We start from the raw sequence: 868 nt of genomic DNA, 5'->3' as shown, positions 1-868 counted from the left end.
TTTGTCTTTTTTGTGTTTGGATTTGAGGTCATCAATCAACTCTTGAATAGCCTCTTTATCACCACTTTCAACAGCTTGAGACTCAATAATAAAAGCTTGTTCATCTTTTGGTAGTTCTTTCAAACTCCTTAAAGTTTGAACACTAATACCAATACGATTAGATGCCTCTAAGAACTCTTCACCAAATGCTTCTAGATTCCCTAATTTCTCTTCCATAGATGAATATGAAAGACCAAAAAACGCTTTGCATAGATCTTTCAAATCTCTGACGATTAGAGATTCCCCATCTTGACCAATGTATGGTATCCCTTTGTATTTTTTGGAATTTTTAATTTTTTTGTATGTGAGAATTTCTCCGACGGTCGTATATTTTCGTATTTGACTAAAAGCTTGAAGCTGCCCAATGGCTAATAACACGTCTTGCATATCGGCCATTTCAGACTGTTGCTGCACTTTCAAATCAATCATGTCTGTTACGCTTAAATCACTCATAACATCACCTTATTAACCCATAGTTATTACGCTCAATTTGCAATGCACTCAGTGCCGTCGTAAACGTATGTGCAACGGTGTTGCTGATTTGCACAGGCTTTTTATGCAAGCGCCAACGGTTTTGGTTTGTGCTTAAACGCTCAGCCCAACCTGCATGTTCTAAGTTAAAGAGCAAACGGGTCATGTCAGAAGGTAAACATTCAAGTTCAGCGGCCAGTTTGCCTGATTCCACGCCCTCGACTTCATGGCCAGCCATCAGTTCTACAGCTTTCAACACGCGCTGTACTTGGGCTGAAACATATTTGCTGTTTCTGTCGCTGTTATTAGTCATACAGCCTCCTTTACGCTGTCGGTCATAAAGCTGTCAACGCACTCG

Annotated in this window: 1 protein-coding gene and 1 pseudogene; both read right to left on the bottom strand. The window is 40.1% G+C overall.

Features of this window, described 5'->3' with window-relative positions; genetic code table 11:
• Nucleotides 1–492: pseudogene (locus J8L97_RS23055) on the bottom strand (hypothetical protein); the annotation flags it as partial.
• Nucleotides 493–496: 4 nt separating this feature from the next.
• Nucleotides 497–823 carry a hypothetical protein gene (locus tag J8L97_RS23050; protein ID WP_211053055.1) on the bottom strand — a complete coding sequence of 109 codons (327 nt, stop codon included), beginning with the start codon at nucleotides 821–823 and terminating at the stop codon, nucleotides 497–499.
• Nucleotides 824–868 lie beyond the last annotated feature (45 nt).

Source organism: Pseudoalteromonas sp. MMG012 (assembly GCF_018100875.1).
Taxonomy (GTDB): Bacteria; Pseudomonadota; Gammaproteobacteria; order Enterobacterales; family Alteromonadaceae; genus Pseudoalteromonas; species Pseudoalteromonas aurantia.
The sequence above is the reverse complement of the archived record's forward strand: the minus strand, read 5'-3'. Positions and strand labels throughout refer to the sequence as shown.